The 6822-nt window shown below is 69.6% G+C and carries 5 protein-coding genes; 3 read left to right on the top strand and 2 right to left on the bottom strand.

The annotated features are described in order from the left end of the window. Positions 1–122 precede the first annotated feature (122 nt). Positions 123–1142, bottom strand: a complete 1020-nt coding sequence (locus CQZ88_RS29030; protein WP_006931650.1) for a beta-ketoacyl-ACP synthase III — start codon at positions 1140–1142, stop codon at positions 123–125. A 256-nt stretch (positions 1143–1398) separates the two neighbouring features. Between CQZ88_RS29030 and CQZ88_RS29025 the strand changes: the two genes are divergently transcribed. The 3 genes from CQZ88_RS29025 to CQZ88_RS29015 all read left to right on the top strand — a co-directional run bounded on the left by CQZ88_RS29025 (position 1399) and on the right by CQZ88_RS29015 (position 5039). Then, entirely contained in the window at positions 1399–2463 is a 1065-nt protein-coding gene (locus CQZ88_RS29025; RefSeq protein WP_006931652.1) for a DUF4185 domain-containing protein, read from the top strand. Positions 2464–2493: 30 nt separating this feature from the next. Continuing rightward, positions 2494–3102, top strand: a complete 609-nt coding sequence (locus tag CQZ88_RS29020) for a bifunctional 2-polyprenyl-6-hydroxyphenol methylase/3-demethylubiquinol 3-O-methyltransferase UbiG (RefSeq protein ID WP_044475631.1) — start codon at positions 2494–2496, stop codon at positions 3100–3102. A 101-nt stretch (positions 3103–3203) separates the two neighbouring features. Beyond that, positions 3204–5039, top strand: a complete 1836-nt coding sequence (locus tag CQZ88_RS29015) for an acyl-CoA dehydrogenase (protein ID WP_006931656.1) — start codon at positions 3204–3206, stop codon at positions 5037–5039. A 189-nt stretch (positions 5040–5228) separates the two neighbouring features. Here CQZ88_RS29015 and CQZ88_RS29010 read toward each other — a convergent pair. Further along, on the bottom strand, positions 5229–6822 hold a 1594-nt coding region (locus CQZ88_RS29010; protein WP_258008875.1), incomplete at its 5' end, for a VanW family protein.

Here is a 6822-nt window from a genome sequence, read left to right as displayed (position 1 = left end):
CCCGCCGGGACCCGCCTCGTCGCCGCCGTACGTCTGCTGGAGGACGACGAACGCGACGAAGGCGAGCACGTAGGCGAGCAACCACAACCAGCGCCGGCGGCCGGCGGAGTTCGCCGCGGCCACTACTGCGCGAGCGGCGGCATCTTCACGACCTGTCCCGCGTAGGACAGGCCGGCACCGAAGGCGAGCAGCAGGCCGAGCCCACCCGGCTGGACCTGACCGGTGCGCAGCATCTTCTCCATCGCGAGGGGGATGGAGGCGGCGGAGGTGTTGCCCGTCTCGATGATGTCGTCGGCGACGGCGACCGTCTCCGGCAGGTCGAGCTGGCGGACGATGACGTCGTTGATGCGCAGGTTGGCCTGGTGCGGGACGAACGCGTCGAGGGCGGCGAGCTCGACACCGGCCTTGTCGGCGATCTGCCGGGCGATCTTGCCCATCTCGAAGGCCGCCCAGCGGAACACCGCGGTGCCCTCCATGATGATCCAGGGCCGCTTCTGATCGGGGTTGTTCGCGAAGTTCACCCAGTCGGGTTCCTGGCGGATGGCGTCGGCCTGCGAGCCGTCCGATCCCCACACGGTGGGGCCGATGCCCACCTCGTCGGACGGGCCGACGACCACGGCGCCGGCGCCGTCGCCGAAGATGAACCGCACCGAGCGATCGGTGGGCTCGGTGGTGTCGCTCATCCGCTCGACGCCGATGACGAGCGCGTAGTCCTCGGTGCCCGCGCGCACCAGGTCGGAGGCGACGCCGAGGGCGTAGCAGAAGCCGGCGCAGCCTGCGGAGATGTCGAGGGCGGCGGCGCCGCCGGTGCCGAGGGCGTCGGCGACCAGCGCGGCGGACTGCGGGGTCTGGTACGGGTAGGTCGAGGTCGCCACGATGACGGCGCCGAGCCGGTCGCCGGTGATGCCGGCGGCCTCGAGCGCCTTGCGGCCCGCGGAGATCGCCATGTCGAGGACGGTCTCGCCGGTGTCCTCCGCGAAGCGCCGCTCCTTGATGCCGGAACGGGACTGGATCCACTCGTCGCTCGAGTCGATCTGCTGACAGATCTCGTGGTTGGTCACGATCCGCTCGGGGCGGTGCACGCCCAGCCCGAGCAGTGCGGTGTTCCGCAGCGGGGCGGGACCGGCGATCTGTGCACCCATCAGGCGAACTCCTCTTCTTCGTGCACTGGCTGTCAGTGCATCGCGTTCCTGACACGGTAACGCGCGCGCGAATCGTAGCGGAGCCGACCCGTCGGCCACGGCCCTTGCGCGCGGGCCGCCGGGACACGCCGACGGGCCCGGGACTGCGTGTGACTACTGCCACCTCCTGTTACCGTCTGTGGCCGTGCACACACGTAATGGGGGTTACCGACGTGCTTCCGCCCGCCTCGGAGTCCTTGCGCTGACCTGTGCCGCCGTGACGGTGGTTCCGTTCGCGGGCACTGTGGCGGCGAACCCGAACGCGATCAATCCCATCCCGGGACTCAACGGGGTCAACGGCCTGCCGGAGCTGCGCGGCCGCACCCAGGTGGTGGCGCAGCAGACCGGGATGCTCAGCACCAACCGCACGCAGGACATGAACGTGCTCGGCACCGACCTCGGCGTCATGTGGGACAACGGCCGCGGCCAGGTGCTGACCGCGTTCGGCGACACGGCGGGCCTCGGGCTGCCCAACCTTCTCTCGGGCAGCATCTGGGCCTGGCGCAGCAGCGCGCTGTTCCGCAGCTCGGACCGCAACCTCACGGACGGGATGACGTTCGACAGCGCGGCCCGTGACTTCTTCGGTCAGGCGAAGGAACTCGTACCGAGCCCGAAGATCCCGTTCGTGGAGATCAGCCGGATCCCCACCGCGGGGATCGCCGTCGGCGACACCCAGTTCCTGAGCTTGATGTCGGTGAAGAACTGGGGGCAGGCCGGCTCGTGGGAGACCAACTTCTCGGGGCTGGCCTTCTCCCACGACAACGGGGAGAACTGGACGGTGGCGCCGCAGACCGAGCGGCCGAGCGTCGGCGGGAACCGGAACTTTCAGATGGGCGCCTTCGTCCGGCACGGCGGGTTCGTCTATCAGTACGGAACGCCGCCCGGCCGCGGCGGCCTGGTGCACCTGGCGCGCGTGCCGGAACTGCAGATGCTCGATCTCGCGGCGTACGAGTACTGGGACGGCGGCGCGTGGGTGCGCGACGTGAATGCGGCCCGCCCGGTGATGGCGGGCGGCGCGGCCGAGCTGTCGGTGCAGTGGAACGACTACCTCGGGCAGTTCGTGCTGCTGACCACCGACGGCCACAACTCCGTGGTGCTGCGCCGCGCCCCGTCGCCCACCGGCCCGTGGAGCGCGCCGGAGGTCGTCGTCGACACCCGGGAGCTGCCGACGGCGTACGGCGCGTACATCCACCCGTGGTCGTCGGGCCCGGACCTGTACTTCCTCACGACCGTGCACCAGAACTACAACGTGCTGCTGCTGCGTACCACGCTCCACCCCTGACCGGCGCGGCGTCCGGGCTACCGTGCGTCCATGGACGCACAGGAGTGGGATGCGCGGTATGCGGAGAGCGAGACAGTGTGGGGATCGCCGCCGAACCCGGTGATCGTCGAGTTCGCGACGTCGCTGCCGCACGGCCGGGCACTGGATCTGGGGTGCGGCGAGGGCCGGCACTCGCTCTGGCTGGCCACGCGCGGCTGGGAGGTGACCGGCGTCGACTTCTCCCGGGTGGCGGTGGACAAGGCCCGGGCGATCGCGGCGCAGGCGCCGCGACGGGTGCGTGAGCGCCTGACGTACGCGTGCGCCGACGTGACCGAGGTCACCTTCGACGCCGAATATGATCTCGTCCTCTCCGCCTATCTCCATTTCCCTCCGCCACAGCGACGAGCATTGATCGACAATGTGATCGCGGCCCTGAAACCTGACGGAATCCTCATATTTCTGGGGCACGATTCGACCAATCCCACCGAGGGCGTCGGAGGTCCTCGCGATCCCGAGATCCTCTACACACCAACGGATCTCGCCGAGGAAATGCACGACCGGCTGGATATCCGGACCGTCGAGCGGAGAATGCGGGAAACGGACGCAGGAATGGCGATCGACGCACTGGTCGTGGCACGCAAACCGACCCTTGGCAGTTAGTTGCCCGGCGGGTAACATAGGCGGATGTTACCGACGAGTAATAACTTGGGCGGTACTCGAACACTGCTTGACCGCACCATCTCACTGGGAGTAGCGCAGACATGGGCCATTACAAGAGCAACCTCCGGGATCTGGAGTTCAACCTCTTCGAGGTGCTGAAGATTCAGACGCTCCTCGAGGCCGGGAAGTTCGGTGACCTCGACGAGGAGACCTCTCGTGGCATTCTGTCCGAGGTGAAGACCCTCACCGAGGGCCCCGCGGCGGAGTCGTTCGCCGAAACCGACCGCACCCCCCCGGTCTTCGATCCCGAGACCCACTCGGTCTCGCTGCCCGAAGGCTTCAAGAAGGCGTTCAACTCCTGGTACGAGGCCGGCTACTGGTCCATGGGCCTCGAGGAGGAGATCGGCGGAACGCCGGCGCCGCGCGCCCTGAGCTGGGCCGTCAACGAGATGATGCTCGGCGCCCAGCCGGCCGCCTTCATGTACGCCGCCGGTCCGTCCTTCGCCGGCGTGCTCCACGCCAACGGCACCGACGAGCAGAAGAAGTGGGCCGCGACCATCGTCGAACGCGGCTGGGGCGCCACCATGGTCCTGACCGAGCCCGATGCCGGTTCCGACGTCGGCGCCGGCCGCACCAAGGCGATCAAGCAGGACGACGGCTCCTGGCACATCGAGGGCGTCAAGCGGTTCATCACCTCCGCCGACTCCGACGATCTGTTCGAAAACATCTTCCACCTCGTCCTCGCCCGCCCCGAGGGCGCCGGCCCCGGCACCAAGGGCCTGTCGCTGTTCTTCGTCCCGAAGTTCCACTTCGACTTCGAGAAGAACGAGATGGGCGAGCGCAACGGCGTGTTCGTCACCAACGTCGAGCACAAGATGGGCCTGAAGGCGTCCGCCACCTGCGAGGTCACCTTCGGCGGCCACGGCGTGCCCGCCCAGGGCTGGCTCGTCGGCGAGGTCCACAACGGCATCGCCCAGATGTTCGACGTCATCGAGCACGCCCGCATGATGGTGGGCACCAAGGCCATCGCCACCCTCTCCACCGGCTACCTCAACGCCCTGGCCTACGCCAAGGAACGCGTCCAGGGCGCCGATCTGACCCAGATGACCGACAAGACCGCCCCCCGGGTCACCATCACCCACCACCCGGACGTGCGGCGCGCCCTGGCCATGCAGAAGGCCTACGCCGAGGGTCTGCGCGCGGTCTACCTCTACACCGCCGCCCACCAGGACGACGTCGTCGCCGAGCAGATCTCCGGCGCCGACCACGAGCTGGCGCACCGCGTCAACGACCTGCTGCTGCCCATCGTCAAGGGCGTCGGCTCCGAGCGCGCCTACCAGTACCTGACCGACTCGCTGCAGACCCTCGGCGGCTCCGGCTTCCTGCAGGACTACCCGATCGAGCAGTACATCCGCGACGCGAAGATCGACTCCCTCTACGAGGGCACCACCGCCATCCAGGCGCAGGACTTCTTCTTCCGCAAGATCGCCCGCGACCGCGGCGTCGCCCTCGCCCACCTCACCGGCCAGATCCAGAAGTTCCTCGCCTCCGACAGCGCCGACGAGCGCCTCAAGTCCGAGCGGGCCCTGCTCGCCACGGCCCTCGAGGACGTCCAGGCCATGACCGCCACCCTGACCGGCTTCCTCATGGGCGCCCAGGAACAGCCGACCGAGCTGTACAAGGTGGGTCTGGGCTCGGTGCGGTTCCTGCTCGCCTTCGGTGACCTGCTCATCGGCTGGCGCCTGCTCGAGCAGGCCGAGATCGCCCTCGCGGCCCTCGACGCCGGCCCGGACGCCAAGGACAAGGCGTTCTACGAAGGCAAGGTCGCCATCGCCGGCTTCTTCGCCAAGAACGTCCTGCCCGAGCTGACCGCCGTGCGCGGCATCGTCGCGAACGTCGACCTCGACATCATGGAGCTCGACGAAGCGGCCTTCTGAGCCGTGGCAGGTAGCCGTGGCAGGTGAGCGTGGCAGGTGAGCGAATGTATCGTCCGCTACCGCTGAGGAGCTGAACGATACATTCGCTCGGCCCGGCTCGGCCCGGATCCGAGTGAGTAGGTAGTGCACAGGACTGTGCCCTCCCGTTTCGTAACGGGAGGGCACAGTCGTGTGCAGGCTGGTTCCGCGCTACGGCGTGCCGGTCTGCGACGTTCCCGCGGGGGCCGCGGCCGGCGCATCCCCGGATTCGTCCGGGGTGCTCGGGGCGGGCTGCGGGGTCGTCGTCACGGCCGGTCGCGCGCCGGCGGGTGCCTCCGCGCCGCCTCCGGGCGTCTCCGCCTCCCCGGGCGCCGGCTGCGACGGCGCGGCCGGTGCCGCCTCCGGCGCGGGCTCCGGCTCGGCGCTGACGCAGCGCACCACGGGCACCGGGTCGTAGCGGACCGTGCGGGTGGTGCTCGAGATCTGCCGGCCGGTGGCCGCGTCGGTGATGATGCGGGTGTCGCTCACGGTGAAGCCCTGCGCGCCGCTCGACGGGATGCACCCCGGCCCGGCCGGCAGCGTGATCGTGTTCGGCGCCGTGAAGTTCGTGCGGGGACCGGTCACGGATTCGACGTCCACGGTCTTGGTGCCCCAGATCCGCACCGTGATGTCCGACGACGTGCCGATCGCCTGGATCAGCACCCCGGTGTCGAAAGGATTGCGGAACTTCAGGTCGATCGCACCCTCGAAGACCGTCGCCTCCCGGGCCGCCGGGTACCGGGAGATGTAGTAGCTGTGCTCGGTGTGCTCGACATCCTCCATGCCTGCGAAGTACGTCGCGTTGTACAGGGTGGTCGCGAGCTGGCTGATGCCGCCGCCCACCGCTTTGGATGGGCGTCCGTTGTTGATGATGCCGGACTCGACGTACCCTTGCGCCGCGCCGCGCGGGCCGGTGTAGCCGTTGAGCGAGAACGTCTCCCCCGGCTTGACCAGCGCACCGTTGATCTCCGAGGCCGCCAGGCGGATGTTCACGCCCGAGGCGTACTCGAAGCCCCCGGTGGTGAACTCGCCGATCACCTCGCGGATGCCCAGCTTCTCGGCGGCCTCCGTGGTCAGCTTGGGAGTGACCGGCTTGTACACGGCGTCGGTCACCCGCTCCCCCGGCGCGGCCAGCAGCTGCGGCAGCGCTTCGAGGCTGACCGCCCAGTCGACGAGCTCGCCGTCGACCGACGGGATCACCGTGGGGCCCCCGCCCTCGAGCACGATCCGGGCGTCTTTCGGCTCCACCTCGGTCGCGGCCAGTTGCGGCCGGAGGATCTCGGTCGCGGCCTCGATCCCGTACTGCGGGGTCAGTCCCCCGTTGCCGTCGGGCACGAAGGTCAGCACGGCGCCGACACGGTCGCTGGGCAGGGTCGCGACGGCCCCGTCGCGACCGCGGACCGTCACGTCGGCTGCGACGGCGGGGTCCGCGACGTCTCGCAGTGCGCGTTCGAGTCCCTCGGGCGTGACCGTCACCTCGACCGTCTCGACGGGGAACGCGACGTCGCCGAACGCCCAGCGTTCGGCGAACAGGTCTGCGGAGGCTTCCGCATCGAGCGTCTGCCCGGGCAGCGGCGGCACGGGCACCGGGGTCGCCCCGTCGAACACGAGGTTGCCCTCCCGTGGCGGCCGGTCGGCGACCGCGCGGACGCCGCCGATCGCCGCCGACAGCGCGGCGTCGTCGCGCGTCGACACGACGCCGATCTCGTTGCCGCCGCCGAAGAACGACGTCACGCGGGTGATCGGGTCGAGCGGCTGCGATCCG

The sequence above is a fragment of the Rhodococcus sp. ENV425 genome (genome assembly GCF_002887785.1).
GTDB lineage: Bacteria > Actinomycetota > Actinomycetes > Mycobacteriales > Mycobacteriaceae > Rhodococcus > Rhodococcus aetherivorans.
This window is presented reverse-complemented; position numbering and strand designations above follow the sequence as displayed.

Excerpts from the sequence above, each read along its gene's own strand:
- CQZ88_RS29030 (WP_006931650.1), bottom strand. The coding sequence starts at position 1,142 with ATGGGTGCACAGATCGCCGGTCCCGCCCCGCTGCGGAACACCGCACTG.
- CQZ88_RS29020 (WP_044475631.1), top strand. The coding sequence starts at position 2,494 with ATGGACGCACAGGAGTGGGATGCGCGGTATGCGGAGAGCGAGACAGTG.
- CQZ88_RS29015 (WP_006931656.1), top strand. The coding sequence starts at position 3,204 with ATGGGCCATTACAAGAGCAACCTCCGGGATCTGGAGTTCAACCTCTTC.